The organism is Agrobacterium sp. CFBP2214, assembly GCF_030209895.1.
In the GTDB taxonomy this organism is placed as follows: Bacteria; Pseudomonadota; Alphaproteobacteria; order Rhizobiales; family Rhizobiaceae; genus Agrobacterium; species Agrobacterium radiobacter.
This window is the reverse complement of sequence record NZ_JARVRC010000010.1, coordinates 200,612-226,655: the sequence shown is the minus strand read 5'-3', so window position 1 is coordinate 226,655 and position 26,044 is coordinate 200,612. Positions and strand designations below refer to the sequence as shown.

Here is a 26,044-nt window from a genome sequence, read left to right as displayed (position 1 = left end):
TTATCCGCGTGAATGGCGGCGATTGAGCGTAACGATCAGGCCAAGCGTGGCCGCAATCACCAGGAAGGAAAACAGGGTTGTAACAGCACCGAGCGCATAAAGCACCGGCGTCGTGACATTGGTGGTCATGCCGTAGATTTCCAGCGGCAGCGTGTTGTAGGTGCCTGATGTCATCAATGTACGGGCGAATTCGTCATAAGAAAGCGTGAAGCCGAACAGGCCGACGCCGATCAGGCTCGGCGCGATCATCGGCAGCACCACATGGGCGAAGGTCTGCCAGGAAGACGCGCCGAGATCGCGGGCGGCTTCTTCATAGGACGGCGAAAAGCGGTTGAAGACGGCGAGCATGATGAGTACGCCGAAGGGCAGCGTCCAGGTGAGATGCGCCCCGAAAGCTGATGTATACCATGAAGGTTCCAGTCCAAGCTGCTGGAAAAGAACACCAATTCCGAGCGAAATGATGATCGATGGCACCACCAGGCTGGCAACCGACAGGTAGAATAGCGGCGTCGCGCCGATGAACCTGCGCCGGAAGGCAAGGCCCGCCAGCAGCGACACGAGCACCGTGACGGCCATGACCATCAGCCCGAGGCCGAATGAGCGGCGGAAGGAGCCGCCGAAATCGCCGACCGCCTGCTGTTCGAAGAGATTGCCGAACCAGTGCAGCGAAACGCCGTTCAGCGGGAAGGTCAGGCCGCCATTCGGCCCCTGAAAGGCGAGGATGAGGATGGCCGACAGCGGGCCGTAAAGAAACAGCACGAAGAGGGCGAAAAAGAAGGCGAGGATATAGAATTCGCGGCCGCGTTTTTCCTGATGCATGGGACTATAGCTCCTTGCGGATATCGACGATGCGCAGGATGCCCGCGACCATCAGAAGAACGAGGATGAGCAGGATGACGGCATTGGCGGCGGCGGCAGGATATTGCAGCAGCGACATCTGGTTCTTCATCATCAGCGCCACCGACGCGCTCTGGCCGCCGGACATGACCTGAACCGTGGAGAAATCGGCCATGACCAGTGTGACGACAAAGATGCTGCCGATGGCCATGCCGGGCTTGGCAAGGGGAATGATGACGTTGCTGAGCGTCTGCCAGCCCGTCGCACCGGCATCACGCGCCGCTTCGATCAGCGATTTGTCGATGCGCATCAGCGTGTTGAAGATCGGCGTGACCATGAACAGCGTATAGAGATGCACCATGGCGAGCACCACGGCGAAGTCCGAATAAAGCAGCCATTCGATCGGCTCGGGAATGACGCCGGTGCCGACCAGCGCGCTGTTGACGAGACCGTTTCGACCCAGAACCGGGATCCACGAAATCATGCGAATGATGTTCGATGTCAGGAAGGGCACGGTGCAGACCAGGAACAGCACCATCTGCATCGTGGTGGTGCGGATATGGAAAGCGAGGAAATAGGCCACCCAGAAACCGCAGAACAGCGTGATGGCCCAGACCACGGCGGCATATTTCAGGGTGTTGAGATAGGTCTGCCAGGTGACCCACGAGCCGAGCGTTTCCAGATAATTGAAGGTCACGAAGTCGGGATACATCTGGGCAAAATCGTAATCCCAGAAACTGACGACGGCGATCATGAGGATCGGCAAAGCCAAGAAAAAGCCGAGGATCAGCAGAAGCGGGGCGGCCTGCACATAGGACACAAGCTTTTGCGGCAGCGCGAAGCTACGGGGCGGCCTGTCCTTTTTGTCGCTGACGCCGATGAGCCTGACCGTCACCATGGTTGTGCCTTTCGCTGAATTTGGAGAAACACCGGCATTGACCGCCGATGAGAATATTTACGAGGCTCCCTCCACTCTCCCGTCATCCTCGGGCTTGACCCGAGGATCCACAACCCGGCGTGACCATGGATCCTCGGGTCAAGCCCGAGGATGACGGCGGAGAGGTTTGAACGCTCTGTCGTTCTCAAAACCGGCGGCCTTCGCCGCCGGCTTCGTCCTTGAAAAACATCAGGCCGCGATGAATTCGTTCCAGCGGCGGACCATGTAGCGGTCTTCGTCCATGACGGAGTTCCAGCACGCGACCTTGCCCATGCGCTCCTCGAAAGAGCCGCCATCGCGCACCGCGCCGGCCTTTTCCATGACCTTGCCGTCGGGCGCGATGATGTCGCCCTGCGCTGGCTTGCCTTCGACCCAGTAACCCCACTCGTCGGCGGACATGTGCTCCTTAGCCGTTTCCATGGCGGCGGAATAATAGCCCTGGCGGTTGAGGTAAGCGCCGACCCAGCCCGAGGTGTACCAGTTGATATATTCATAGGCCGCATCGAGTTTCGCGCCGGATAGATGCTTGGCGAGACCGAGGCCGCCACCCCAGGAGCGATAACCTTCCTTCAGCGGCTGGTATTTGCAGGCGATCCCCTTCGAGCGGACCGCCGCGACGGCGGGAGACCACATGGACTGGATGATGACTTCGCCTGAGGCCATGAGGTTTACGCTTTCATCGAAGCTCTTCCAGAAGGCACGGAACTGGCCGTCCTTCTTGGCCTTGATGAGGAAGTCGATGGTCTTGTCGATCTCCTCCTTGGTCATGTTGCCCTTGTCGGCATATTTGATGTTGCCCATGGCTTCCATGATCATCGCCGCATCCATGATGCCGATGGAGGGGATGTTGAGGATCGAGGCCTTGCCCTTGAACTTGGGGTCCATGATATCGGCCCAGCTGGTGATATCGCGGCCGACGAGATCGGGGCGGATGCCGAGCGTATCGGCATTGTAGATGGTCGGGACCATGGTGAAATAATCGGTCTCACCCTTGGCGAACTTCTTGTCGCCGGGCTTTTCGACGAAACCAACCGTGTGCGGGGCCGTGCCCTGCGCCACGACGCTGTCCGGCTTCAGCTTGCCGTTTTTGAACAGCGGCACGATCTTGTCGTAATATTTGAGCTTCTTGATTTCCATCGGCTGGATGACGCCGGCGGGATAGACCTTCTTCAGGATCCAGTATTCGATATCGGCGATATCGTAGGAGTTCGGCTGGGTGACGGCGCGCTGGGCGGCAGCATCCGAATCCGTCGCCGTCATCTCGAGCGTGATGCCGAGATCGGCCTTGCACTTTTCGGCAATGGCGTTGAGGTTCGACACACCCGTGCCGAACTGGCGGATGGTAATGGGGTTCTGCGCCCAGATGGTCGGGAAGCCGGTGATGAGGCCGGAGCCGATTGCGGCGCCCGTGGCGGCAGCGCCCGCCTTCAGGAGGCCGCGGCGGGACAGGCCCATTTTGCTGTTGGTAGTATCTGTCATTTCAAAGTTCTCCTCTGGTTATTTTTGGGGTCACTTCTCTACCCGGCCGAGCACGATGGCATCGGCCGCATTCCATGAAAGCGGTATGGCGTCACCGGTCCTGACCGGATTTTCGAAGAAGGCGGCATCGCTGAGGATGACGTTGAAATCCTCGATGCCCGCGCCGGTCACGGCGATCTTCACGCTCGCGCCGCGATATTCGACATTCGAGACGATGCCGGTGAAACCGAGCCCCGGCTGGTCTGCTTCGCCGACGCGGACGCGGTCGGTGCGCACGGCGATGTCGACTGCGCCGTCATCGGGGGCGACGCCGCTTGCTGTGAAAGTGCCGCCGCCCACCACTTCGAGCGTGACGAGATCATCCGATTTTTCCCGATAACGCCCGGAAATAACGTTGTGGTCGCCCATGAAACGGGCAACGAAGGCGGTGGCGGGACGCTCGAACACCTCGCGCGGGGTGGCTGACTGTTCGATACGGCCGTCATTCATGACGACGATGATATCGGCCAGCGCCATGGCCTCTTCCTGGCTGTGGGTGACGTGGACGAAGGTGATGCCGAGCGAGGTCTGCAGCTTCTTCAATTCGGCGCGCATGCGGATTTTGAGGAACGGATCGAGCGCCGAAAGCGGCTCGTCCAGCAGCAGCGCCTCGGGATCGGTGATGAGCGCACGCGCCAGCGCCACGCGCTGCTGCTGCCCACCGGAAAGCTGGGCCGGACGCCTGTTGGCATAGGGCTCAAGCTGCATCAGCTGCAGCATCTCAAGCGCCTTCGCCCGGCGAGCTTCCTTGTCCACACCCTTCATCTTGAGGCTGAAGGCGACATTGTCGACGAGATCGAGATGTGGAAACAGCGCGTAGGACTGGAACATCATCGCCGTGCCGCGTCTGGCGGGCGGCAGATCGGTCACCACCGTATTGCCGAGCCTGATATCACCGCTGGAGATGCTCTCGTGACCAGCGATCATCCTGAGCGTCGAGGTCTTGCCGCAGCCCGACGGGCCGAGCAGGCAGCAATAGCTCCCGGCCGGTATCTTGAGGCTTATCGCATGCACGGCGGTGGTGTTGCCGTAAATCTTGGATACGGAAGCGATGTCGATTGCTGCGGCTTTGCTCATAAACACTCTCCTGCGACGTCTTTGTCATGCAGGAGGCGTGCCAATCGGCTTAGCCATTGATGTAAAATGATATTTTTCTGCGCACCCGAAACCCGTGTGCGGACCTGCTCAATTTTACATCGATTGTTTTCGATTCATTGCAGAAATTGTATGCAATCTGAAGCCCGAAATATCTCGCGTTTCAGCCAGCCTTGAACCTGTCGAAAGCGGTGAGATATTTGACTGTCGGGTCGGCATCCCAGCGGTAGATTTCGGTCCGCAGGAAATGCAGTTCCTCATCGAGCTTTTCTTCAGGCAGTTCCACCCACCAGGATTTCGGCCGGCCATCGGAACCGTCGGACCAGCGATAGCCCCGCTTTTTCAGATGATCCTTCATGTCGAAGGGGCTGTTTTCCGCGTAGAGGCGCACCCTTGACCGCTGGCTCGCCTCACGGAGTTCGGCAAAGGGCGTGCTGCTTTGGCCGGGGCGCGTCTGCTTCAGCACTTCCAGCAGGGCGAAACAATCATCCACCGCGCGATGGCCGTCGTGGAAATAGCCTGACTGTCCGATCAGATAGCCAAGCTTGTTGCCCTCAAAACCACGCACCCGCCAGTCTATTTCCGAAACGGAACAGGCCCAGGCCTTGTCGCGGAAGATGGGTGAGAAGGTCTCGCAAAAGGGGCGGTCGAAACCCGCATTGTGAGCGACGATCAAATCGGCATCGGCAATGAGGGAAGTCAGCCGCGCCATGTCGATCGACTGTCCCGCGACCATCTCGTCGGTAATCCCCGTCAGGCGGGTGATCTCTTCGGGAATGGCAATAGCAGGCTGCCGCAACCCGCCATAGATGCCGGTGACATCGCCGATCGCACCGTTATCGTCGAATGTGAAGGTGATGACGCCGATTTCGATGATCTCGTCCGTGCGATGGTCGAGGCCCGTCGTTTCCGTGTCGAGGATGACGCCTTGGCGGGGAAATTCCGGCCTTGGCCGATCAACGACCGTGCGCGGCTGCAGCCGGCGCAGGACACGATAATTGCCGGTGGATTCAAGGTATCCGGCAAGGGTCTCATCGTCCGTAGCGGTCTTTTGGGTCGTTTCGCGACCACCCGCTTTTCGCCCTCTTTCAGCCTGAGGAAGCCGCGCTGACGCGGGTGCGAAAAAATCCAACTGGGAGGTCATTATGCGCCTGTCCGCCTTGCACGCAAATCAAGATTAAGTACTCCAACATATGCGCACAGGCTCACAGTAACAACAGCGGTCACTCTCATCCACAGGAACGGGATATATCACGGGGTACAGTTAAGGGTTGCGGCTTCAATTTACGATGGTAAAAAAACACACCGTTCCCGTGTTTCAGGAGAGAAGAAGAATGCCGCTTCCATCACCTTCCAACCCGAAAACGCTTGCCGACCAGGGCCAGTTGAAGCTCTTTCCGCTACAAAGCGGCCCGCACTTTGCCAATGTCGGCCTGACCAACGGGGCGAGCGGCATTGTTTTTACGGGCTATACGCGCGATGCGAGTCTGGACAATGAAGCCTTCTCCTGCTGCGGCAGCTACACACTGCGCAATTCCGTCCACGCCGCGATTGCCGGCACGACCAGCGACAATTGCACAGTCTTTGCCCTGAAGAGCATCATCAACCAGCGCCCCTGCCTGGCGGTTGGGAAATTCGACCCCGATGGCAAGCCGCTGGAATTGTCGAAGTCGGAGTTCGATCAGGTCACCAAACCACTGTTCCAGTTCGCGGACAAGGTTTCGCCGATCCTCGGCAGCGAGCCGGCGCCCGGCATCCAGATCCGCAGCGGCGACGCCTCCTATAATTATCAGGTGGATGCGCGCAGCGGCCGCTTCCGCTTCACCTATAAGGACGCCATGAACGGCGGGCGTTTCGGACCTTCGGCCGACGGCAATTTCTCTCTCGAGCACGACGGTCATCGCCTCGCCAGAATAAGTGCTGGCGGCAGCTATAGCAGTTCGGACAATTCGATTGCCGCCTCGGCCTATCGGGATATCGATTCCCGCGGCTTCGAAACGACGGTGCGCAGCGGCCAGGCTTCCGCCATGTTCGGAAGAACCTATACGGAAAATGCCATTACCCGCAAAATGGGCGTCGGTTACGGCAACACCTCGTTCCGGCGCGAGGACACGCCGGGCGGAACGATCAAGGAAAGCCTCGGGCACAAACTGGACAAGGTCACACTTGAAGTATCCCGCACGCGCGACCGGGCAAAGGGCACCGAATATATGCTGACCATCAAGATGGAGCTCTGAGGCACTCGGGAACCGGAGCGGCTGCGACGGACCTTCTCAGGAGGCTGGACGATTGAGAAGCGTCTCGCAGTTGGCGGGATTGCCGATGATCTCACTCGTCTTGATGGTTGAGGCGGCATTCGCGGTGATCTTGATGATGCAGTCGCGACGATGTTCCTTGATCTTCATGCCTTCGGTTTCCGAGACCCTCGCCTGCCCGTCCACGGTCTTGACTTCGCGCCTATTGCTGAGGCCGGCATAGGTCTCCACATCGACCTTCAGCCAATAGGACTCGGTTTCGCCGTTTTCGATGATAACCTTGTTCGGGCGGCCAAGCCGGGCGATTGCGGCGTCACGCGGTTGCCCCACGAAACTTGCGACCGTGCGGGAGACCTGCGTCTCCCCGGTGCTGGTGCACCCCGCAACGACGACCAGAACGGCCGCCAGACATCCGGTTTCAAACCATTTCATTTCCAGATCATTCCCCACATGCAGCCGACCCCTGTCGGCCAGCATTCGCGGCAAATCTATGCACGATCATTCCCCCCTGAAAGATGGGACGGCCTTCAAGCCGATCAACTTGTTATGATCAGCCTTGTCGCGGGAGGAAGACTTATCGGTCCGACGCGGCCGTTTTTACCGGTTGCGAAACACGGTGCAGGGAACACCCGCCCGCCGGATATCGCCACAAAGGGTGTTGGCTTCGGCTCTGGTTTCGCGGCCGATGCGGGCGGCATAACGCGGCCGCGACCCGAAGTTTCCACCCCTCTGCCGCACGATCAGAGCCCGTTCGGCATTCAGCGGTTCCGAAAGCTGCAGGATCGCCCGGGTGAACAGCCGGTTCGCTACAGCAGGGTTATAATGCGCCGCAAGCTGCACGCCCCAGGGCGCCCAGTCGGCTGATGCAATGAGGACGGGATCGTTCATGGTGCGGGTGTCGGCGAGGCGCACGCAAGCATCGAGGAAAGGGCGGCTGTCATCCAGTGCCGGCGCCGCCTTTTCCGGCGGGTTGTCCTTCCAGGTCTCCACCGGATAACCGGTGATCGCAAACACATAATCCCGGGTCTCGGTCGGTAGGCGGCCGTTGGCAATGAAGTTCCGCAAGCCCGCCTCGCCCGCATTATAAGCTGCGGCGGCAAGGCCGAAATTGCCGAACTGCACATTCAATTCGGAGAGATAACGGGAAGATGCCTCAAGGGCGGCGATGATGTTGAAACTGTCGTCAAGACCGCGAAGCCGCGCCGTTCCCGGCATGAACTGGGCGATGCCTTCCGCCCCCTTCGGGCTGACCGCACTCGCCCGGAACAGGCTTTCCCGCCAGATCAGCCGTGCGAAATAATCAGGCGGAACGGCATGGCGGGCGGCCAGAACCTCCATGGCGTGGCAAAGATCATTATTGTAACTGCCGGCATTGATGCATAATTCCGGCGCGATATCATGGGTGTAGGCGCAGGAGGTCTTTCCCTTGGCGGGCTCTTCCGCTTGCGCCGCGCCAGAGGCTGCGGCCAGCAGACAGATGACAAGAGCCAAGCGGCTTATCGATATCCCTGCCAAGCGCGCGTCCCCGAAAGCTCCAAACACAATGCCCGTTATCTGCCAATCAGGAAGATATGCCCAGCTTGCGGGCTTGTCATCCCGTATCGTCAGAAGGGACGATGAGCCAAGCCAATCACGCCGACGTCATCCTCGGGCTTGTCCCGAGGATCTGCAACCTCCTGATTTTATTAAACGTCATCCTCGGCACGAGGCCGGGGATGACGTCGAGAGGATGCGCACTTTACCACCGGGCTCAGGGCGACTGCAGCCCGACTCTAAAAGTCCTGCCATTCCTCATGATTGACAGCAACCGCAGCTGAACCGCGCGCCGCAAGCGGGCGAGATGCGCCACGACGCGGGCTCGCCGGCACGGGTTGCTGCTCGAAGCCCCCCCGCGGCGAGGCTGTGTATCGTGTCGCGTCATCGAACCGGAATTGCCCGAGAAGCTCGAACAGCGCGGTCGCTTCCCGCGCAAGGCTGTGGCTTGCGGCGGTCTGCTCCTCCACCATGGCGGCATTCTGCTGGGTGCCCTGATCGACGGTGTTGACCGCCTGATTGATTTCCGCAAGCGCCGTGGACTGTTCGCGCGCTGCATCGACAATCGCCACGACATTGGTGTTGATGTCCCGCACCTGCTCGGCGATTTCCTGCAGCGCCGAGCCAGCCCTGGTGACAAGACCGACGCCGTTTTCCACCTGCGTGCCGGAGGCATTGATCAGGCTCTTGATTTCCTTGGCCGCCGTTGCGGAGCGTTGCGCGAGTTCGCGAACCTCCTGCGCAACCACGGCAAAACCCTTGCCCGCCTCACCCGCACGGGCGGCTTCCACGCCGGCATTCAGCGCCAGAAGATTGGTCTGGAACGCGATCTCATCGATCACGCCGATAATGTTGGAGATCTCACGCGATGATTTTTCGATCTGGTCCATGGCGCCGATCGCATCGCGCACCACCTGGCCCGAATGTTCCGCATGGTCACGGGCGCGGGCGACAATCTTGCCCGCCTCTTCCGCGCGGCGGCTTGAATCGTTGACGGCAGTGGTAATTTCTTCCAGCGCGGCTGCCGTTTCCTCGATGGAAGCGGCCTGCTGCTCCGTACGGCGAGCGAGATCATCGGCAGCGGACCTGATCTCGTTGGAGCCGGAAGAAATCGCGCCGGCATTTTCAGACACCAGCGTCATTGCCCTCTTGAGCTTTTCCGACGCTGCGTTGAAATCCGTGCGCAATCTTTCAAGCGAAGGGATGAAAGGCTTGTCGATGCTCTGGGCAAGATCGCCCTCGGCCAGATCGGTGAGGCATTGTGCGAGTTTTTCGACATTTTCGACGCGGCCGGTCACATCGGTCGCGAATTTGACGACCTTGAACACCTTGCCGTTGAGATCGAAGATCGGGTTATAGGACGCCTGAATGAAGACCTTGCGGCCGCCCTTGCCAAGCCGCATGAACTCGTCCGCAACGAGATCGCCGCCGGCCAGCCTTTCCCAGAACTGTTTATATTGCGGCGACTGCGTATAGGCCGGTTCGCAGAACATGGAATGATGCCTGCCCTGCACTTCCGCCAGCGAATACCCCAGCGCCGCCAGAAAATTCTCGTTGGCGGTCAGCACCTCTCCATCAGGGGAGAATTCGATGATGGCCTGCGCCCGTGACAGGGCGTCGATCTTGCCCGCATCTTCCGCCGCCTTCAGCTTGCGATCGGTGATATCGGTGGCGATCTTGACCACTTTCACCGGCTTGCCGCGACGAGACACCGGATTGTAGGATGCCTCGATCCAGACTTCGCGGCCGCCCTTGCCGATGCGCTTATATTGCCGCTGATCGAACTGGCCGGCCGAAAGCTTGGACCAGAAGGCCTTGTAATCCTGCGAAGACACGACGGAGGGCTCCACGAACATGCTGTGGTGCCTGCCGACGATTTCCGAAAGCTCATAACCGAGCGCCCGACAAAAATTCTCATTGGCGGTAAGAATCTTTCCCGAAAGGTCGAATTCTATAATGGCCTGGGATTTGGAAAGCGCGGCGAGAACCGCAAAAGCATTGGCACCACGATCAAGAATACTCACGCACAATCCTCCGATTAAAATAGAATGTTTCCATCCAAAATTATTCACGAATATTACGATTACATTATTAAATTACATTTAAGGGCAATATTGATTTTTGTCATATGTATTTAAATGGCCCATAAAAATGTCCATTCTCCGGTTTTCCTTTAAAAATTTCAGGCGTGTTCCCGTGGTTGAAGTCACGACGGTGTAACAGTTCTATCGTTACTTTGGCTCCGGGTCGGTAGCTTGCTTTCCGTCTAGATCGCAAGGCTCGACAATGCATTGGGAAAACATGGCTGATTTGATGGTCGTGTTTGCGGTGTGGGCCTATGTCGGCGGATTTTATTGGCTGACCGCCCTATTGGCGCTGGCTTAACGGTGGTCGACGCAGCGTTTTCGGAACGTTTGCGCCGCGGCTGCATTTTATGCCTGATGGGGAGCCGGCAATAGGCAAGCAAGTTGACCGGCGACAGGGGGACGATTTCAACTAGGGAGGATTATGCACGTGGAAAAGAACACGATCTGTATCTGGTACGACAAGGATGCGGAGGCAGCCGCCAGATTTTATGCCGAGACCTTTCCAGACAGCGCGGTAACCGCCGTCCACCATGCGCCGAGCGATTATCCGTCCGGCAAGAAGGGAGACGTGCTGACGGTGCAGTTCACCGTTGCAGGCGTATCCTGCATCGGCCTCAATGGCGGACCGGCCTTCAAACAGAGCGAAGCTTTTTCGTTCCAGATATCGACCGAAGACCAGGAAGAGACGGACCGCTACTGGAACGCCATCGTCGGCAATGGCGGTGAAGAAAGCGCCTGCGGCTGGTGCAAGGACAGATGGGGCGTCTCCTGGCAGATCACGCCGCGTGTGCTGATGGACGCCATGGCCGCCGGCGGCGCGGAAGCCAAGCGCGCCTTCGACGCGATGATGGATATGAAGAAAATCGACGTTGCTACCATCGAAGCCGCACGCCGAGGTTGACTTGCGAGAGATGTTCAGCAGCAAGTAGTGAAACGGGCCAAAAACGTAAACCGCTTGATAAATAAGGATAAATAAAGGTTTTCCGGCTTTTCCGCCGCGCAGATTTGGCTGCGCGGCCAGTCATCATAAAATGTTCAACAAAATGTAAGCGATCCGTCAAAGACGGCTGTTAGCAGAGCCCGTGGCTACGTGCCGGGGACATGAGGTCCTTGCCGAGCAGGCCATCATTCCATCAACGGGGCTAACTCATGAAATCTTCCGCTCTGACTTCCTTCGTGGCCGGCGTCGCCATCGCCGCCGCCTTCGGCGCCACGGCCGCCCAGGCAGAAAAGACCAAGTTCGAATTCTGGTACGGCCTTTCCGGCGATCTTGGTGACCGCGTGCAGGAGACCTGCAAGAAGTTCAACGATTCCCAGGCCCAGTTCGAGATCGTCTGCACCTCGCAGAACGATTACGAATCCACCCTGCAGAACACGATTGCGGCCTACCGCGCCAAGAAGCAGCCCGCCATCACCCAGATTTATGACGCCGGTACGCTGGACATGATGCTGTCCAAGGCTTTCGTCCCCGCCAAGAAGCTGATGGCCGACAATGGCTACAAGATCGACTGGAACAATTATTTCCCCGGCATCGCCAATTATTACGCCACGGCCGCCGGTGAGTTGAACTCGTTCCCTTACAATTCCTCCACGGCTGTCTTCTATTACAATGTCGACGCTTTCGAAAAAGCCGGCATCACCTTCAAGCCCGACACCTGGGAGCAGGTTGAAGAAGCTTCCAAGAAGCTGAAGTCCGCAGGTTTCGAATGCCCGCTCGCCTTCAACTTCGACACCTGGATGCTGATGGAGCAGTTCTCCGCCATCCACAACCAGCCGATCGCCACCAAGGGCAATGGCTATCAGGGTCTCGACGCCGAACTGACGATCAACAAGACCAAGTTCGTCGATCAGGTCAAGTTCTTCAAGAAGATGCAGGACGAGAAGCTGTTCGTCGTCAAGACCAAGCAGCTCGGCATGGACATCCTGCCCGCCTTCACCTCGCAGACCTGCCAGATGTTCATGTCCTCAATCGCCAGCCACGGCACGGTCGGCAAGGCCATGCCTGAAGGCGTAAAGTGGGACGTCGCCATGCTGCCGATCTGGAAGGGCGCGGAACGTCACAACTCGCTGGTCGGCGGCGCTTCGCTGTGGGTCATGGCCGGTCGTCCGGACGCCGAATACAAGGGTGCAGCCGCATTCCTCAACTTCATCGCCCAGCCTGATATGGTTGAGTGGTGGTCGACCGTTACCGGTTACATCCCGGTTACCAAGACCGGCTTCGACGCCATGAAGGCCAATGGTTTCTACGACAAGGCTCCCTACAAGGGCCGCGAAAAGGCGATCGAGAGCCTGACCTTCACCCCGCCTTCCGAATATACCCGCGGTATCCGCCTCGGCGGTTTCACGCAGATCCGCAAGGAAGTCGCCACTTCGCTCGAAGCCATCTTCATGCAGAACGCCGATATCCAGGCTGAACTCGACAAGGCCGTCGAGCGCTCCAACACCGGTCTGCGCCGCTTCGAAAAGACCTATGAAGGCGCCAAGCTGAACTAAGCGCTCTTTCATCGCTGTCAGAAGCCTGTCCGGACGATCTCCGGGCAGGCCCGCCGAAATCTCGAACATTGCCGGACTCCAATGGAAAAGCGTACTGTCTTCAAAAGCACGTGGCTGCCTGTGCTCTTCGCCCTGCCGCAGTTCCTGCTCATCCTTCTGTTCTTCTATTGGCCGGTTGCGGCGGTGCTGAACTGGGCATTCACCCTGGAACCGCCCTTCGGCGGCCAGGCGGAATTTGTCGGCCTGGCCAATTTCGTGGAAACCTTCGGTGATCCGCTTTATTGGCAATCGATCCTCACGAGCCTGATCTTCGCGATCGCCGGTCCGTTTTTCGCGATCCTCATCGGCCTCGTGCTCGCCCTTGCGGTCGACCGCCAGCTTCCCGGCTCCGGCTTTTTCCGGGTGCTTTATATCCTGCCCTATGCGATTGCCGGTCCCGCCGCCGGCATGGCCTTCCGCTTCATCCTGTCGCCGGAACGCGGTCTCGCCGCATCGCTGAATTCCTGGTGGCCGGATATCTGGAACCCGGCCAAATACGGCGAACACGCGCTCATCCTCGTCATCGTCATCTTCATCTGGAAATGGGCGGGTTACACCTTCATCTTCCTGTTCGCCGGCCTGCAATCCGTGCCGCGTTCGCTGACGGAGGCCGCCGCCATGGACGGCTCCGGGCCCATTCGCCGCGCCATCGACATTCAGGTGCCGCTGCTCGCGCCAACCCTGTTCTTCCTGACAGTCATCATGATGACCGAGGGTTTCGTCGGCGCCGATACGTTCGGCATCGTTGCCTCCACCACCGAGGGCGGCCCCAACCATGCTACCGAAGTGATGGTCTACCGCATCGTCAGCGAAGCCTTCGAGGGGCTGAACTATTCCGGCGCCTCGGCGCAGAGCCTCGTCCTCATCGGCCTCATCATGGTCTTCACCTTCATCCAGTTCCGCTTTGTCGAGCGGCAAGTCCATTACAAGTGAGACGGCCATGATCCAGCGCACCCCTTACGCCGACGCCCTGACCTATGCGATCATGGCGGCCGGCCTCCTCCTGCTTATCGGCCCCTTCATCGTCGTTATTTCCGGCGCCAGCCAGACGGTCCAGCAGGTCAACAGCGTCCCCTTCAGCTTCATGCCGCAGGGCGAATTCTTCACCAATGCGCAGGCTGCCTGGCAACGCGCCAATCTCGGCAACGCCCTCTTCAACAGCATCATCATGGCGACGCTGGTCACCATCGGAAAGGTCGCCCTTTCGGCCTTCACCGCCTTTGCCATCGTGTTCTTCCGCTCGCCGCTCAAACACCTGTTCTTCTGGACGGTGTTTATCACCCTGATGCTGCCGCTCGAAGTGCGCGTGGTGCCGACCTATTCGGTCGCCGCCGATCTTTTCCAGCCGTTCCGCTCAATTCTCGGCCTGCTTGGCATCGAGGTCACGCTGGAATGGAACCTCCTCAACTCCTATGCCGGCCTCACTTTGCCACTGATCGCCACCGCCACCGGCACCTTTCTCTACCGGCAGTTCTTCATGACAATCCCGGACGAGCTGGCGGAGGCCGCGCGCATGGACGGTTCGGGCGCGGCGCGTTTCTTCGTGGACATGCTGCTACCGCTGTCGCGCACCAACATGCTGGCGCTCACCACCATCATGTTCGTTTATGCCTGGAACCAGTATCTCTGGCCGCTCCTGATGGTCACCGACCCGTCCTACAAGACGGTGATGATGTCGCTCCGCGCACTTTTGCCCGCCGATGACGGCACGCCGGACTGGAACGTCACACTGGCCGGCTCCCTCATCATCATCCTGCCGCCGCTTCTCGTCGTGGCCTTCCTGCAACGCTGGTTCGTCCGCGGCCTCGTCTCGTCCGACAAGTAACAGTGCGGCTCTCAACAAAAGGTTTCATATCATGGCTCAGATCGATATTCGTCAGGTCCGCAAATCCTATGGCAAGACCCCAACCCTGCACGGGGTGGACCTCTCTTTTAACTCCGGCGAATTCGTCGTCATCCTCGGCCCCTCCGGCTGCGGCAAATCCACGCTGCTGCGCATGATCGCCGGTCTGGAGGACATCACATCAGGCGAAATCGCCATTGGTGGGCGCGTGGTCAACACGCTGGAACCGCGTGAGCGTGGCTGCGCCATGGTGTTCCAGAATTACGCGCTTTATCCGCATATGTCGGTGGCCGGCAATATCGGCTATGCGCTGAAGGTTGCCGGTGTTCCCAAGGCCGAACGCCAGCGCCGCATCGAGGAAACCGCAAAGATCGTCGGCCTCTCCGATTATCTGGAGCGCAAACCGGCCGCCCTTTCAGGCGGCCAGCGCCAGCGCGTCGCCATGGCCCGCGCCATCATCCGCGAACCTGCGGTGTTTCTGTTCGACGAGCCGCTCTCCAACCTCGACGCCAAGCTGCGTGTGACCATGCGCGCGGAAATCCGCAAGCTGCACCAGCGTCTCTCCGCCACATCGATCTTCGTCACCCATGATCAGGTGGAAGCCATGACGCTGGCCGACCGGCTGGTGGTGATGAACAAGGGCAATGTCGAGCAGGTCGGCCATCCGCTGGATATCTATCATCGCCCGGCCAGCACCTTCGTGGCGTCCTTCATCGGCTCGCCTGCCATGAACCTGTTCGCCACAAGGGTGGAGGTGGAATCCCCCGCCGTGATGCTGGATGGCACACCGGTGAAACTCTTCCCCGAAACCGCACTGGAACTGCGCGGCCGCGACGTGACAGTGGGCATCCGCCCGGAACAATGCGTCGTGAGCACGGAAGGCGCGGGCGTACCGGCTATAGTGGATTTCGTCGAAGAACTGGGCTCGGGCCGCATCGTCCATGCCAATATCGGCGGCGAGACCTTCTCCGCCGCCATCGGTGAAGACCTCTCGGTAAAACCCGGCCAGCGCGTCCACCTGGACCTCCCCACCGCCCACCTCCACTTCTTCGATCCCGCCACGGGCAAGCGTATCGAAACGGAGGGCGCCATCGAAACCACCCGTATCGGCAACGAGAAACTGCTGGCGGTTTAAGCGCCGCGCAAGATGCCTCCGGTGCGGCTTCGGATATGGTCCGCCCGCACCGGCTCCAGCAGAGATGCAATCTTGGCGCTTTGCGACTAATGACACCAGAGAAATTACACCAGGAAATTTAGTCAATATTCTGATTTTTATATATTTAATAGCATTAATAAACCAGAGAAATGTTTGCCGCCACCCGTCTCACTGTCACCACTCCGCTGTTACACTTCGAAGATGACCGAGCGGTTGCCACTACGGGATCACCGTCAAATGCAGAATTTCAGCAAAAATCTTTCGGTTCGGAAATCATAATCGGAATAGCTTTCGCCGCGTCGATCGTCCGGCAGGGATATCGTCGCGACAAGCAAAGGCCTGCCTGCAGTTAAAGCCATCAGCAACGCGCCGCGCGAGCCGAAAACATCAACGAAAGCGAAGCCCATGGCAAATGATCGCAAACTGCATCTCGGCGCCTTCATGCGGCCCGTCAGTCTCCACACGGGTGCATGGCGTTATCCCGGCGCCTTCCCGGATGCGAATTTCAATTTCGCCCATCTCGCGCGTTTCGCAAAACAGCTCGAGGCCGCGAAATTCGATGCATTCTTCATGGCCGATCACCTGGCGGTGCTGAACATGCCCACGGAGGCGTTGCGCCGCAGCCATACCGTCACCTCCTTCGAGCCCTTCACCCTGCTTTCGGCGCTCGCCGCCGTCACCTCCCGCATCGGGCTGGTCGCCACCGCCTCCACCACTTTCGATGAGCCCTATCACGTCGCCAGGCGTTTCGCCTCGCTCGATCACCTCAGCAATGGCCGCGCCGGCTGGAACATCGTCACCACGTCAAATCCCGACGCAGCCCGGAACTTCGGCCGCGAGGAACAGCCTGACCATGCGGAGCGCTATGGCCGTGCGCGGGAATTTTACGATGTCGTCACCGGCCTCTGGGATTCCTTTTCGGACGACGCCTTTATCCGGGATGTCGATAGCGGGCTGTTCTTCGATCCCGATAAGATGCATGTGCTGGACCACAAGGGCCCCGAATTTTCCGTGCGCGGACCGCTCAACATCGCGCGCCCGGTGCAGGGTTGGCCCGTCATCGTGCAGGCCGGCGCATCGGAGCCGGGACGCCAGCTTGCCGCAGAAACCGCGGAGGTCGTTTTTGCCGCAACACCCACGCTTGCGGCAGGAAAGGCCTTCTATAAGGACGTCAAGGACAGGACCGTCGCGGCGGGTCGTTCGCGCGACGGAATTGTCATCCTGCCCGGCGCTTTCGTTCTCGTGGGTGACAGTGTGGAAGAGGCAAAGGCCAAACGCGCCAGGCTCGACAGCCTTGTCCATTATGACAGCGCAATCGCCTCGCTTTCCATTGCGCTCGGCCACGATGTTTCGGGTTTCGATCCCGATAGCCCCCTGCCTGATATTCCCGAGACCAATGCCAGCAAATCCAGCCGCGAAAGGGTCATCGAGCTTGCCCGAAGCGAATCCCTGACGGTGCGCCAGCTCGCCCAACGGCTGGGCGGCTATGCGGGTCTTGCCTTTGTCGGCACGCCAAAGACCATCGCCGACGAAATGGAGCAATGGCTCCACGAAGAGGGCTCGGACGGTTTCAATGTCACCTTCCCCTTCCTGCCAGCCGGCCTTGACGACTTCACGACGCAGGTGGTGCCGGAGTTGCAAAGGCGCGGGCTGTTCCGCAAGGACTATGAGGGGCCGACATTGCGCGACCATCTTGGCCTGCAACGGCCGGCCAATCGTTTTTTTCCTGAATAACGCGCCATCGCGCCAAGCGCACTCGCGGTAGGGAGATTTTCCACGCCGCTCGCAAAGTTTGGCATGGGGTTCCAGAACGGCGGATTGACCTTAAAAACACCCGCCCATACCCTTTAAGTACACAAATTACATAAATTAGGTGAATTAATATGAAGGCCGAACATTCCCGCCGCCAGATCCTCAAATTCGGTATTGCCGGCGCGCTCGCAGCACCACTTGTCACGGGCAATGCCCTGGCCCAGAGTTCGCCGGAATTTCCTGCGGAGCTGAAGCTGGACTGGGGGTTTTACTCCTCCCACACGCTGCTGATAAAGAACAAGGGCTGGCTTGAGGAGGCTTTCAAGGATGTCGGCACCAAGATCACCTGGGTGCAATCCCGCGGCAGCAACAATTCGCTCGAATTCCTGAAAGTCGGCTCGACGGATTTTGCCGGCTCGGCCGCACTATCAGCCTTTCTCGCCCGCGCCAACGGCGTGCCGCTGAAGGTGATCTATGTGGCGAGCTGGGGCGGTTCCTCCATCATTCAGGTGCGCCCGGACTCGCCGGTCAAGACCGTCGCCGATCTCAAGGGCAAGACCATTGCGGTGACCAAGGGCACCGCGCCCTATTTCACCCTCGTCCGCGCGCTTGACCAGAACAAGCTGTCCATCGACGACCTCAAGGTCGTGAACCTGCAGCATCCGGAAGGTTTCAACGCGCTTCAGCAGGGTCAGGTGGATGCCTGGGTCGGCATCGATCCGCATACCTCCCAGGCCGAGCTTGCGGGCGACCGGGCGATTTTCGACGAGCGCAGCTGGCGCGACGGTAGTGTCTTCAGCGTTTCCGAGGAGTTTCTGGCGAAGCACCCGAAAGCGGTCGACAGGCTTCTTGGCGTCTGGGTGCAGACGCAGAAATGGATCCGTGAAAACAAGCGCGAATTCATCGATTTTGTCACGCAGGTCACCGGCAACGATCCCAAGATCACCAAGCTGACGATCGAGAAGCGCGACTGGAAGGATCCCGTTCCCGGTGAGGAATTGCTGAACTCGATCCGCATCGTCACGCCGCTCTTGGGCGACGACGTCCTGCGCCCGGGCGTCAATGTCGACACTGTCCTGTCATCGCTGATCGATCCGGCACCGGCGAAAAAGGCACTTGGCGCATGAATTCCCATCCGCGCGAATTCCAGCGCGTGAAACAGACTGCGAAACAATTCCCTTCCCGGTTGCCACTTGCGCAAAGGGTGGGGAATTTCCTTGGCCGCTTTGATCTGCGCGGCGCAATCGTGCCCGTCGGGTCGCTGCTGCTGCTCGAACTTTTCGTTCGCCTCGGCTGGGTCAGCCCTTATGTGCTGCCGCCGCCCTCCGAACTTTACGACACCTTCCTGCGGCTTGCGGAAGGTCCCCTGTGGACGAATGTTGCGGCCAGTACCGCGCGCGTCTTCGTCGGCTTCGTCATCGGCTCCCTGCTCGCCATCGTGGTCGGTTCGCTGGTGGGGCTGGTGATCGCCGCCGAGCGTTATCTCGAGCCGACATTTCAGGCGCTGCGGGCGGTCCCAAGCCTTGCATGGGTGCCGCTGCTGATGATCTGGTTCGGCATCGGCGAGACCTCGAAAATCGTGCTGATCGCCAAAAGCGCGTTTTTTCCCGTCTACCTCAATCTTTTTTCCGGTATCCGAAATGTTGACCGCAAGCTGGTGGAGGTTGGCGAGATGTATCGCCAGCCGCTGCCCGTGCTGGTGTGGCGGATTTTCATTCCCGCCTCCCTGCCGCATCTCTTCACGGGCCTGCGTTACGGGCTGTCGCTTGCCTGGCTGAGCGTCGTCGCGGCCGAGCTTCTGGCCGCGTCCGAAGGTATCGGCTACATGCTGTCCGACGGGCGGGAGCTTTCCCGGCCTGATCTCGTCATGATCGCCATCATCTGCCTTGCGGTGCTGGGCAAGATTTCCGACAGCCTCTTCAAGATTGTCGAAGACCGCTGCCTGCGCTGGCGCGACAGCTATCCCCTTCAGCAGGAAGGACGCCTGCGATGAGTTTGCTCAATGTCGATGTGCGCGAAAAGGCTTTCGGCGACACGGTGATCCTTCAGGATATCCAGCTCACGCTGGGTGATGGCGAAGCGGCGGTTCTCCTTGGCCCCAGCGGTTGCGGAAAGAGCACGCTGCTGCGCATCGCCGCCGGCCTCGACCGGCGTTTTTCAGGCGCTGTCAGAGTTCAGCAAGACGAGGAGAAGGCATCGGACTCACCGCCCATCGCCTTTGTCTTTCAGGAACCCCGCCTGATGCCGTGGCTGACGGTTGCCGAAAACATCGGTTATGCGGCCGGCAGGAAATATGATGTCGAGCGCGTGAAGGGGCTGATTGACGATGTCGGTTTGAGCGGCCATGGCGGCGCGCTGCCGAAGGCTCTTTCGGGCGGCATGGCGCAACGTGTGGCGATCGCAAGAGCGCTCTATACAGAACCGCGCATCCTGCTGCTCGATGAACCCTTCAGTGCGGTCGATGCTTTCACCCGGATGAAGTTGCAGGACCTTGTGCTGAAACTCGTTGAACAGCGCGGCATTTCCTTCCTGCTCGTCACCCACGATATCGACGAGGCGCTCTATCTCGGTGACCGGATCTACATGATGGGCGCCCATGACGGCCGTATCCAGCAGCGGATAGAGGTGGACGTGCCGCGCCCGCGCGACCGGCGGTCTCCTGAGCTCGCACACCTCAAGAACGAGGTGCTGACCGCCCTGCACAATGCCCACGTCATCTGAACAGCGCCGCCCTCACCCTTTCACGCCGGACGAGATCATGATCGCTTCCGTCACACGCCGCTGGAAGATGACATAGGCGATGATGACCGGCAGCGCCGCCAGCATGGCGATGGCCATCAGGCGCGCATAAACAATGCCGAAAGTGTCGTTGACCTGGGTGATGCCGACGGGGATCGTCATCATGTTTTCAGAGGTGACGACCAGGAAGGGCCAGAAGAAGGCGTTCCACACCGTAATGAAGGTCACGATCGCCATGGCGGTGGTGATCCCCCAGTTCAGCGGCAGATAGACCTTGAACAGGATGGTATATTCGCCGCCGCCATCCAGAACCACCGCTTCGCGCATCTCCTTCGGCACGCTGTCGAAGAACTGCTTGTAAACGATGATGACGATGGGCGTGATGAGCTGCGGCAGGATGATGCCCGCCCAGGTGTTGATGAGGTTGAGGTTCTTCATCAGGATGAACTGAGTGACGACGAGCGTCTGCGCCGGCACCATGAAACTCGCAAGCACGATGCCATAAAGCAGACGCCGTCCCGGAAAGCGGATCTGCGACAGGGCATAGGCGCACAGCATCGAAATCAGCAACACGGAGACAGTGACGATTGCGGCGGTGCCGATGGAATTCACATACCAGGTCAACAGCCGCGTGTTGAAGAGGGCGTTCACATAAGCCCCAAGCTGAAACTCATCTGGCAGCAGTGACATGTTGCCGGCAACATTATTGTCCGAACGCAGCGACGTCACGAAACCCCAGTAGAGCGGAAAGATCCACACGAGCGCCGCTGAAAATGTCAGCAGGGTCAGAACGACGTTTTCTAGTCTTTTCGTGAAGCTCATGAGTTCCTCCGGATGCGCAGCAACTGGAACTGGAGAATGGAAACGGTGACGATCAGCAGGAAGAGCACGGTGGCGACGGCGGAGGCGTAACCGCCATTGTTCAGCTGGAACGCCTCGCGATAGACCTTGAGCAGCAGCACGAAGCTGGAATTGAAGGGTCCGCCGCCGCTCAGGAGATAGATCTGGTCGAATATCTTCAGCTGCAGGATCAATTGCAATGTGAGAATAAGTGCCGTGACCGGCCAGAGAAGCGGCCAAGTCACCCGCCAGAAGCGCTGCCACGTCGTTGCGCCGTCAAGTGAGGCCGCCTCATAAAGCTCCGTCGGAATATTGCGCAAACCGGCGATGAACAGCAGCACGTTGAAACCGTTCGTCCACCAAATGGTGACCACGGCAACCATCGGCATGACCCAGTAGGGGTTCTTGAAAACCGCGACCGGTTTGCCGGCAATCAGCGAAATCACCGGCTGGAGAATGCCGAACTGCAGATCGAGCATCCATGCCCAGATTTCCGTGACGACCGAAACCGGCAGCACATAGGGAAGGAAAAACAGGCTCATGGCGATCGTCTGCTTCACGCCCGAAAGGCGGCTGACGGCGAGAGCGATCATCAGGGCGATGACGGTCGTCGGCACGACGGTCAGAAGCACGAAATAGCCGTTGTTTTTCAGCGACGTGACGAAGAGACGGTCGCTCAGCAGCTTTGCGTAATTCGCGAACCCCACCCAGTCACCATCGCCGATCAGCGGCGCATCGGTGAAACTGATGCGGACCATCTCGATCAGCGGGTAAAGGAAGAAGGTGACGAAGACCACGATGAACGGCGTCACCATCGACAGCGCGATCAGCGATTTCTTGCGCCGGTTTTCAATCATAGCCATGGAATGTCTCCGGAACCTTGCATTGCGTGCTGCCCTCCGGCCAGAAACCGGAGGGCAGGTTTCCTGTTACTTCAGCTTGCTTTGCAGCTCTTCCCTGATCTGCTCCACCGCATCCGTGCCGCTCATGAAGCCCTGAATGGCCGGGGCGATGACGTTGAGAGCCGCATCATAGGCGGGCGAAGCGACACCGGTGATCGTCGTCTTCGGATCGAACACCGCCGCTTCCGCCAGCGATGCATAGGTGGCGTTCGGCTGCATCGCCTTGTATTCGCTGCTTTCGGTGATCGATTTATAGGCCGGAATATGGCCGGCATCGGCCCAGCTGATGGCGTGTTTTTCCATCCAGCCGATCACCTTCATCACGGCGGCGCGCTTCTCGCCGGAAACGGTCTTGTCGCCCTGATTGGGGATGGCGAAAGCGTGCGAATCCGCCCAGGTGGCGCGTTTGCCCATGAAGGGCGGAACCTCGACCGCGCTCCACTTGAAGCCCAGCTTGCCGTTTTTCTCCAGGTCCTTGTAGGTCGGCACTTCCCAGACACCGTTCAGCTGGAAGGCGGATTTTCCGGCGGAGAAGAGCGCGACGGAGGCAGGATACTCAGCCTGTTCCGGCGCCCAGCCGTTTTCGCGCCATTTCGACATGGTGTCGATTGCCTTGGCGGCCTTTTCGGCATTGTCGCCGGCCAGAACCTCACCACTGGTGACGAGTTCGCCACCCTGTTGCGAGAACAAAGTGTAAAAGACGCGCCAGACACCGGCTTCGCCGCCGGACTGATAGGTGACCGGCGTTTGGACACCCTTTTCCTTCGCCCAGGCCAGCGCCTTTTCGAAATCATCCATCGTCTGGATGCCGGTCAACTTGCCTTCGGCATCGAGGTAGGGCGAGCCTTTCAGGAGATCGGCATTGTAATAAAGAACAAGCGCGTGAATATCGAACGGCACGGCATAAAGCTTGCCGTCATGGGTGGCCGCTTCAAGCGGTGCGCTGAAGAAATCGTCTTTCTTTAGTCCGGCCTCCTCAAGATCCTTGTCGGTAATCTCGCTCAGCACCTTTTCCTGCAGGGCGAGCGGCGCACGCGACAGGTGGTAGGTCATGACATCAGGCCCCTCCCCGACGGCAGAGGCGGTCCGCACCTTGGTATAGAAGGGAACGCCCCATTCCAGCGTCGTCCCCTTGACCTGGATATCCGGGTGCTCCTTGTTGAAGGCATCGATCAGCGCCTTCATGCGCACGCCGTCACCGCCGGACAGAAAGTCCCACCAGACGATATCCTGTTTGGCCAGCACCGGCAGGGCGGTCAAACCCAGAACCGTGCCAACAAGCAATGTCTTGATCAATCGCATCGTTTACTCCTCCCGTTTATGTGGAAACACCCCTTGAAGAGGCGGTCTGCTGCATCGAAAGACGCCTCCTCGCGCCTATCGCAACCTTTTGCCATCCGTGTCGAAAACCAGAATATGGTCGGGCGAGGCGCTCAGCGACACGGACCGGCCGTCCAGACTTTCGCGCGAACCCTGCCGCTGCACGATGATTTCCTTGCCTGACGACGCGCGGGTATAGAGGTAAGAGACATCACCCAGCTCCTCCGCCACCTCGACATTGACAGGCAGGGCGCCCTCCTGCGAAATCATCAGATGTTCGGGTCGAACGCCTATTTCGACCCGCTGGCCGGCGGAAACAGGCTGCGAAAGCCGCGCTTCGAGATGTCTCTGGCCGCCATCGAGCGAAAGCGTCACCACGCCGTTTGCCTGCTCGACAATTTCCGCCTGCAGGAAGTTCATCGCCGGCGAGCCGATGAAACCCGCCACGAAACGGTTATCCGGATCGTCATAAAGGGTAAGCGGTGCACCGGCCTGCTGCACCACACCGCCCTTCAGCACGAAGATCTTGTCCGCAAGCGTCATGGCTTCCACCTGGTCATGCGTGACATAGATCATCGTGGCACCGAGCTTGCGATGAAGCCGGGTCAGCTCCAGACGCATCTGGACACGCAGTTCCGCATCGAGGTTCGACAGCGGCTCATCGAAGAGGAAAACCTTCGGCTGCCGCACGATCGCGCGGCCGATCGCCACGCGCTGCCGCTGGCCGCCGGAAAGCTGCGAAGGCTTTTTATGCAGATGGTCTTCGAGCTGCAGGATGCGGGCAGCCTCGCCCACCCTCTCATTCACCTCCGCTTTCGGGCGACGCGCGAGACGCAGGCTGAAGGCCATGTTCTCGAACACGCTGAGATGCGGATAAAGCGCATAGTTCTGGAACACCATCGCGACACCGCGATCGGCCGGTTCGACGGCCGTGACATCACGGTCGTCGATGGCGATATGGCCGCCGCTGGTCTCCTCAAGACCAGCGATCATGCGCAGCAATGTGGATTTGCCGCAGCCGGAAGGCCCGACGAAGACCGCAAAACTGCCGGTCGGGATTTCCATCGAGACATCCCGGATCGCAGCGAAGGAGCCGAAGGACTTGGCGATATTGTTGAGACGGACACCCATGGCCGCCTCACTGAACCTTCAGCCGCAGCACATGGTATGACAGCGCCGGCACGGAACCCTTCAGCGCCCCGTCCTCGACGCCGACGCCGCTGCCTGGTACCGGCACGACGCGATCCGGCTGATCCGGGCCGTTGCCGACACGCAGGTCATAGCCCGCCATGGCCAGATGCAAATCGAGCGTGGCGGAGGAGAAGCCGGTGAGGCTGACATTGATCTCGGCCGCCTCGGTCAGATGACGATTGAGAACGAACAGCGTCACCATGCCTTCCGCCTCGTCATAGACACCGGCGACATCCAGATATTTGACGTCATCGGCCGCGTTGCAATCATAAGTCGGGCAATCGACCGCAACATTCAGCGCAACGCCACGGCCATAAAGCGAGGCGAACTGATAGGGATAATAGATCGTCTGACGCCAGGCCGGCCCGTTCTTTTCCGCCCGGATGGGGGCGATGACGTTGACGAGCTGGGCGATGCAGGCGATGCGCACGCGGTCCGAACGGCGGATGAACTCGTTGAGCAGGCCGGCGACAAAAAGCGCATCTTCGAAGTTGTATGTCTCTTCCAGAAGTGCCGGCGCTTCCGGCCAGTCCCAGCTCTTGATGCGTTTGCCGTCCTCCTCGCGGATGTGATACCAGACGTTCCATTCGTCGAAGCAGATGGAAACATCGTTCTTGGCGCGCTTCTTCGCCTTCACATAATCGATGACGCCGGCGATGGTCTGGATGTAACGCCCGGTTTCCTCGATCTTGCCGAAATAATTCAGCGTGTCGCGGCTGTTATTGCCGAAATATTTGTGCAGCGAGATGTGATCGACATTCTCGTAGCATTCCTCCAGCACCTCGCGTTCCCATTCAGGATAGGTCGGCATGCCGTCATTGGAACTGCCGCAGACGATGGCTTCAATCGTCGGATCGAAGCCCTTGAAGGCCTTGGCGGTTTCGTTCGCCAGGCGGCCATATTCCACCGCGGTCTTGTGGCCGATCTGCCAGGGGCCGTCCATCTCGTTGCCAAGGCACCACATTTTCACGCCGTGGGGTTTTTCCGTGCCGTGGCTGCGGCGCAGATCGCTAAGCGCAGTGCCGCCCGGAAAATTCACATATTCGAGGAAGTTGCGGGCGTCATCCAGACCACGGGAGCCGAGATTGACGGCAAGCATCATCTCGATACCGGCCATCTGCGCCCAGTCGGCGAACTCGTTAATGCCGATCTGGTTGCTTTCCTTGGAGCGCCATGCGAGGTCGAGGCGGATGGGGCGCTGGTCGCGCGGCCCGATGCCGTCTTCCCAGCGATAGGCCGAAACGAAGTTGCCGCCGGGATAACGGATGGCCGGAATTTTCAGGTCCTGAACAAATTTCAGGACGTCCTTGCGGAAGCCGTTCGCGTCCGCCTGCGGATGGCCGGGCTCATAAATCCCGCCATAGATCGCACGCCCCATATGCTCGATGAAGGCGGAATACAGACGATCGTCGATACGCCCAATCCGGAAGTCCCGGTGGACTGAAACCCGCGCTTTCATAGGCTCTCCTCCCTGCGCATTTATATCTTAAAATATGATATGAACCAT

23 protein-coding genes are annotated in these 26,044 nt (G+C 59.3%); 10 read left to right on the top strand and 13 right to left on the bottom strand.

All coding sequences use genetic code 11. The features are described 5' to 3' along the window. From QRN60_RS22350 to QRN60_RS22330, 5 genes are all read right to left on the bottom strand, one after another. Nucleotides 1-819 carry an ABC transporter permease gene (locus QRN60_RS22350; RefSeq protein WP_026372407.1) on the bottom strand — a complete coding sequence of 273 codons (819 nt, stop codon included), beginning with the start codon at nt 817-819 and terminating at the stop codon, nt 1-3. Nucleotides 820-823: 4 nt separating this feature from the next. Continuing rightward, nucleotides 824-1,735, bottom strand: a complete 912-nt coding sequence (locus QRN60_RS22345) for an ABC transporter permease (protein ID WP_020812849.1) — start codon at nt 1,733-1,735, stop codon at nt 824-826. A 228-nt stretch (nt 1,736-1,963) separates the two neighbouring features. Continuing rightward, nucleotides 1,964-3,253 (bottom strand): ABC transporter substrate-binding protein, encoded by a 1,290-nt coding sequence (locus QRN60_RS22340; protein ID WP_020812848.1) that lies wholly within the window; start codon nt 3,251-3,253, stop codon nt 1,964-1,966. Between the two features lie 30 nt (nt 3,254-3,283). Beyond that, nucleotides 3,284-4,369 (bottom strand): ABC transporter ATP-binding protein, encoded by a 1,086-nt coding sequence (locus QRN60_RS22335; RefSeq protein ID WP_020812847.1) that lies wholly within the window; start codon nt 4,367-4,369, stop codon nt 3,284-3,286. A 181-nt stretch (nt 4,370-4,550) separates the two neighbouring features. After that, entirely contained in the window at nt 4,551-5,531 is a 981-nt protein-coding gene (locus tag QRN60_RS22330) for a 3'-5' exonuclease (protein ID WP_129566722.1), read from the bottom strand. A 190-nt stretch (nt 5,532-5,721) separates the two neighbouring features. Here QRN60_RS22330 and QRN60_RS22325 point away from each other — a divergent pair, with 190 nt between their 5' ends. Further along, a complete protein-coding gene (locus QRN60_RS22325; RefSeq protein ID WP_060723491.1) occupies nt 5,722-6,624 on the top strand; it encodes a hypothetical protein in 903 nt (300 codons plus the stop codon). Nucleotides 6,625-6,660: 36 nt separating this feature from the next. On the opposite strand, the gene QRN60_RS22320 is transcribed toward QRN60_RS22325, so the two are convergent. The 3 genes from QRN60_RS22320 to QRN60_RS22310 all read right to left on the bottom strand — a co-directional run bounded on the left by QRN60_RS22320 (nt 6,661) and on the right by QRN60_RS22310 (nt 10,199). Further along, entirely contained in the window at nt 6,661-7,074 is a 414-nt protein-coding gene (locus QRN60_RS22320) for a hypothetical protein (protein WP_129566721.1), read from the bottom strand. Nucleotides 7,075-7,239: 165 nt separating this feature from the next. Beyond that, nucleotides 7,240-8,133, bottom strand: a complete 894-nt coding sequence (locus tag QRN60_RS22315) for a lytic transglycosylase domain-containing protein (RefSeq protein WP_060723492.1) — start codon at nt 8,131-8,133, stop codon at nt 7,240-7,242. Between the two features lie 281 nt (nt 8,134-8,414). Further along, the gene (locus QRN60_RS22310) at nt 8,415-10,199 is read right to left on the bottom strand and encodes a methyl-accepting chemotaxis protein (protein WP_080866710.1); all 1,785 of its coding nucleotides are present in this window, start codon (nt 10,197-10,199) and stop codon (nt 8,415-8,417) included. Between the two features lie 490 nt (nt 10,200-10,689). On the opposite strand from QRN60_RS22310, the gene QRN60_RS22305 reads away from it, so the two are divergent. The 9 genes from QRN60_RS22305 (at nt 10,690) to QRN60_RS22265 (ending at nt 20,266) form a co-directional block, all read left to right on the top strand. Further along, nucleotides 10,690-11,163, top strand: coding sequence for a VOC family protein (locus tag QRN60_RS22305; RefSeq protein WP_080570359.1), 474 nt, complete (start codon nt 10,690-10,692; stop codon nt 11,161-11,163). 248 nt (nt 11,164-11,411) lie between these two features. Beyond that, a complete protein-coding gene (locus tag QRN60_RS22300) occupies nt 11,412-12,755 on the top strand; it encodes an extracellular solute-binding protein (RefSeq protein WP_003508201.1) in 1,344 nt (447 codons plus the stop codon). A gap of 81 nt (nt 12,756-12,836) precedes the next feature. After that, complete coding sequence (locus QRN60_RS22295; protein WP_003508200.1) at nt 12,837-13,727, top strand: carbohydrate ABC transporter permease; 891 nt, start codon at nt 12,837-12,839, stop codon at nt 13,725-13,727. A 7-nt stretch (nt 13,728-13,734) separates the two neighbouring features. Further along, nucleotides 13,735-14,619 (top strand): ABC transporter permease subunit, encoded by an 885-nt coding sequence (locus QRN60_RS22290; protein WP_111834044.1) that lies wholly within the window; start codon nt 13,735-13,737, stop codon nt 14,617-14,619. Nucleotides 14,620-14,650: 31 nt separating this feature from the next. Next, the gene (locus QRN60_RS22285; RefSeq protein ID WP_129566720.1) at nt 14,651-15,772 is read left to right on the top strand and encodes a sn-glycerol-3-phosphate import ATP-binding protein UgpC; all 1,122 of its coding nucleotides are present in this window, start codon (nt 14,651-14,653) and stop codon (nt 15,770-15,772) included. A 426-nt stretch (nt 15,773-16,198) separates the two neighbouring features. After that, nucleotides 16,199-17,527 (top strand): LLM class flavin-dependent oxidoreductase, encoded by a 1,329-nt coding sequence (locus tag QRN60_RS22280; protein ID WP_129566719.1) that lies wholly within the window; start codon nt 16,199-16,201, stop codon nt 17,525-17,527. Between the two features lie 149 nt (nt 17,528-17,676). Beyond that, the gene (locus QRN60_RS22275) at nt 17,677-18,672 is read left to right on the top strand and encodes an aliphatic sulfonate ABC transporter substrate-binding protein (RefSeq protein WP_003508191.1); all 996 of its coding nucleotides are present in this window, start codon (nt 17,677-17,679) and stop codon (nt 18,670-18,672) included. Further along, nucleotides 18,669-19,538: an ABC transporter permease gene (locus QRN60_RS22270; RefSeq protein WP_111792132.1), complete on the top strand. Its 870-nt coding sequence runs from the start codon at nt 18,669-18,671 to the stop codon at nt 19,536-19,538. Before QRN60_RS22275 ends, QRN60_RS22270 begins: the two co-directional genes overlap by 4 nt. Then, nucleotides 19,535-20,266, top strand: coding sequence for an ABC transporter ATP-binding protein (locus QRN60_RS22265; RefSeq protein ID WP_003508188.1), 732 nt, complete (start codon nt 19,535-19,537; stop codon nt 20,264-20,266). The genes QRN60_RS22270 and QRN60_RS22265 overlap by 4 nt, the downstream gene beginning before the upstream one ends. A gap of 12 nt (nt 20,267-20,278) precedes the next feature. Here QRN60_RS22265 and QRN60_RS22260 read toward each other — a convergent pair whose 3' ends face one another. The 5 genes from QRN60_RS22260 to arfA all read right to left on the bottom strand — a co-directional run bounded on the left by QRN60_RS22260 (nt 20,279) and on the right by arfA (nt 25,996). Further along, the gene (locus QRN60_RS22260; protein ID WP_003508186.1) at nt 20,279-21,106 is read right to left on the bottom strand and encodes a carbohydrate ABC transporter permease; all 828 of its coding nucleotides are present in this window, start codon (nt 21,104-21,106) and stop codon (nt 20,279-20,281) included. After that, nucleotides 21,103-21,987, bottom strand: a complete 885-nt coding sequence (locus QRN60_RS22255; protein WP_162687303.1) for a carbohydrate ABC transporter permease — start codon at nt 21,985-21,987, stop codon at nt 21,103-21,105. The genes QRN60_RS22260 and QRN60_RS22255 overlap by 4 nt, the downstream gene beginning before the upstream one ends. A 66-nt stretch (nt 21,988-22,053) precedes the next feature. Then, a complete protein-coding gene (locus QRN60_RS22250) occupies nt 22,054-23,328 on the bottom strand; it encodes an extracellular solute-binding protein (protein ID WP_129566718.1) in 1,275 nt (424 codons plus the stop codon). 75 nt (nt 23,329-23,403) lie between these two features. Continuing rightward, the gene (locus QRN60_RS22245) at nt 23,404-24,477 is read right to left on the bottom strand and encodes an ABC transporter ATP-binding protein (protein ID WP_112346740.1); all 1,074 of its coding nucleotides are present in this window, start codon (nt 24,475-24,477) and stop codon (nt 23,404-23,406) included. Nucleotides 24,478-24,484: 7 nt separating this feature from the next. Then, nucleotides 24,485-25,996, bottom strand: a complete 1,512-nt coding sequence (gene arfA / locus QRN60_RS22240; RefSeq protein WP_112295832.1) for an arabinosylfuranosidase ArfA — start codon at nt 25,994-25,996, stop codon at nt 24,485-24,487. Nucleotides 25,997-26,044 lie beyond the last annotated feature (48 nt).

Coding starts and splice junctions, on each gene's coding strand:
- QRN60_RS22350 (WP_026372407.1), bottom strand. CDS start 819: ATGCATCAGGAAAAACGCGGCCGCGAATTCTATATCCTCGCCTTCTTT.
- QRN60_RS22345 (WP_020812849.1), bottom strand. CDS start 1,735: ATGGTGACGGTCAGGCTCATCGGCGTCAGCGACAAAAAGGACAGGCCG.
- QRN60_RS22340 (WP_020812848.1), bottom strand. CDS start 3,253: ATGACAGATACTACCAACAGCAAAATGGGCCTGTCCCGCCGCGGCCTC.
- QRN60_RS22335 (WP_020812847.1), bottom strand. CDS start 4,369: ATGAGCAAAGCCGCAGCAATCGACATCGCTTCCGTATCCAAGATTTAC.
- QRN60_RS22330 (WP_129566722.1), bottom strand. CDS start 5,531: ATGACCTCCCAGTTGGATTTTTTCGCACCCGCGTCAGCGCGGCTTCCT.
- QRN60_RS22325 (WP_060723491.1), top strand. CDS start 5,722: ATGCCGCTTCCATCACCTTCCAACCCGAAAACGCTTGCCGACCAGGGC.
- QRN60_RS22320 (WP_129566721.1), bottom strand. CDS start 7,074: ATGAAATGGTTTGAAACCGGATGTCTGGCGGCCGTTCTGGTCGTCGTT.
- QRN60_RS22300 (WP_003508201.1), top strand. CDS start 11,412: ATGAAATCTTCCGCTCTGACTTCCTTCGTGGCCGGCGTCGCCATCGCC.
- QRN60_RS22295 (WP_003508200.1), top strand. CDS start 12,837: ATGGAAAAGCGTACTGTCTTCAAAAGCACGTGGCTGCCTGTGCTCTTC.
- QRN60_RS22290 (WP_111834044.1), top strand. CDS start 13,735: ATGATCCAGCGCACCCCTTACGCCGACGCCCTGACCTATGCGATCATG.
- QRN60_RS22285 (WP_129566720.1), top strand. CDS start 14,651: ATGGCTCAGATCGATATTCGTCAGGTCCGCAAATCCTATGGCAAGACC.
- QRN60_RS22280 (WP_129566719.1), top strand. CDS start 16,199: ATGGCAAATGATCGCAAACTGCATCTCGGCGCCTTCATGCGGCCCGTC.
- QRN60_RS22275 (WP_003508191.1), top strand. CDS start 17,677: ATGAAGGCCGAACATTCCCGCCGCCAGATCCTCAAATTCGGTATTGCC.
- QRN60_RS22270 (WP_111792132.1), top strand. CDS start 18,669: ATGAATTCCCATCCGCGCGAATTCCAGCGCGTGAAACAGACTGCGAAA.
- QRN60_RS22265 (WP_003508188.1), top strand. CDS start 19,535: ATGAGTTTGCTCAATGTCGATGTGCGCGAAAAGGCTTTCGGCGACACG.
- QRN60_RS22260 (WP_003508186.1), bottom strand. CDS start 21,106: ATGAGCTTCACGAAAAGACTAGAAAACGTCGTTCTGACCCTGCTGACA.
- QRN60_RS22255 (WP_162687303.1), bottom strand. CDS start 21,987: ATGGCTATGATTGAAAACCGGCGCAAGAAATCGCTGATCGCGCTGTCG.
- QRN60_RS22250 (WP_129566718.1), bottom strand. CDS start 23,328: ATGCGATTGATCAAGACATTGCTTGTTGGCACGGTTCTGGGTTTGACC.
- QRN60_RS22245 (WP_112346740.1), bottom strand. CDS start 24,477: ATGGGTGTCCGTCTCAACAATATCGCCAAGTCCTTCGGCTCCTTCGCT.
- arfA (WP_112295832.1), bottom strand. CDS start 25,996: ATGAAAGCGCGGGTTTCAGTCCACCGGGACTTCCGGATTGGGCGTATC.